This window comes from Azospirillum sp. ST 5-10, assembly GCF_051225715.1.
Taxonomy (GTDB): Bacteria; Pseudomonadota; Alphaproteobacteria; order Azospirillales; family Azospirillaceae; genus Azospirillum.
Genome location: NZ_JBPJSP010000082.1, coordinates 1 through 1,251 on the forward strand (window position 1 = coordinate 1; position 1,251 = coordinate 1,251).

Sequence of the window (1,251 nt, forward strand, 5' to 3'; positions counted from 1 at the left end):
AGGATGCCTTTGCCGGCGAAGCGGGCGGCGGCGCCGAGCTGCTCCTCGATGCGGATGAGCTGGTTGTACTTGGCGAGGCGGTCGGAGCGCGACAGCGAGCCGGTCTTGATCTGGCCGCAGTTGGTGGCGACGGCGAGGTCGGCGATGGTGGCGTCCTCGGTCTCGCCGGAGCGGTGGGAGAGCACCGCGGTGTAGCCGGCCTTGTGGGCCATGTCGACGGCGTGCAGGGTCTCGCTCAGGGTGCCGATCTGGTTGACCTTGACCAGGATCGAGTTGGCGATGCCGCGCCGGATCCCCTCCTCCAGGCGCGTCGGGTTGGTGACGAACAGGTCGTCGCCGACCAGCTGCACCTTGGCGCCCAGCGCGTCGGTCAGCGCCTTCCAGCCCTCCCAGTCGTCCTCGGACATGCCGTCCTCGATCGAGACGATGGGGTAGCGCGCCACCAGGTCCTGCCAGTAGGCCACCATGCCGGCGCCGTCCAGCGTCTTGCCCTCGCCCGCCAGATGGTAGCGGCCGTCCTTGAAGAACTCCGTCGACGCCGCGTCGAGCGCCAGCACGACGTCCTCGCCCGGCGTGTAGCCCGCCGCCTCCACCGCCTTCATGATGAAGGACAGCGCCTCGTCGGCCGAGGCCAGGTTGGGGGCGAAGCCGCCCTCGTCGCCGACGTTGGTGTTGTGGCCGGCGTCCTTCAGCTTCTTCTTCAGCGCCTGGAAGATCTCCGAGCCCATGCGCACGGCGTCGGCGCCGGTGGCCGCCCCCACCGGCATGATCATGAACTCCTGGATGTCGATCGGGTTGTCGGCGTGCGCCCCGCCGTTGATGATGTTCATCATCGGCACCGGCAGCAGCGAGGCGAAGGCGCCGCCGACGTAGCGGTAGAGCGGCAGCCCCGCCTCCTCGGCCGAGGCCTTGGCCACCGCCAGCGACACGCCGAGGATGGCGTTGGCGCCGAGGCGGCCCTTGTTGGGCGTGCCGTCCAGCTCGATCATCGCCAGGTCGAGCGCCCGCTGGTTGGTCGATTCCAGCCCCGACAGGGCGTCGAAGATCTCCCCGTTCACCGCCTCGACGGCCTTGCGCACGCCCTTGCCGCCGAACCGGCTCTTGTCGCCGTCGCGCAGCTCGACCGCCTCGTGGGCGCCGGTCGAGGCGCCCGAGGGCACCGCCGCCCGGCCCACCGCGCCGGACTCGAGCGTGACGTCGACCTCGACCGTCGGGGTGCCGCGGCTGTCGAGGATCTCGCGGGCGTGGATG

The 1,251-nt window shown here is 70.7% G+C and carries 1 protein-coding gene; it reads right to left on the reverse strand.

What is annotated here, in order from left to right:
- Window positions 1-1,250: phosphopyruvate hydratase (gene eno, locus ACSBPG_RS31880; protein ID WP_435541282.1), on the reverse strand; the 1,250-nt coding region annotated here is incomplete at its 3' end.
- Window position 1,251 lies beyond the last annotated feature (1 nt).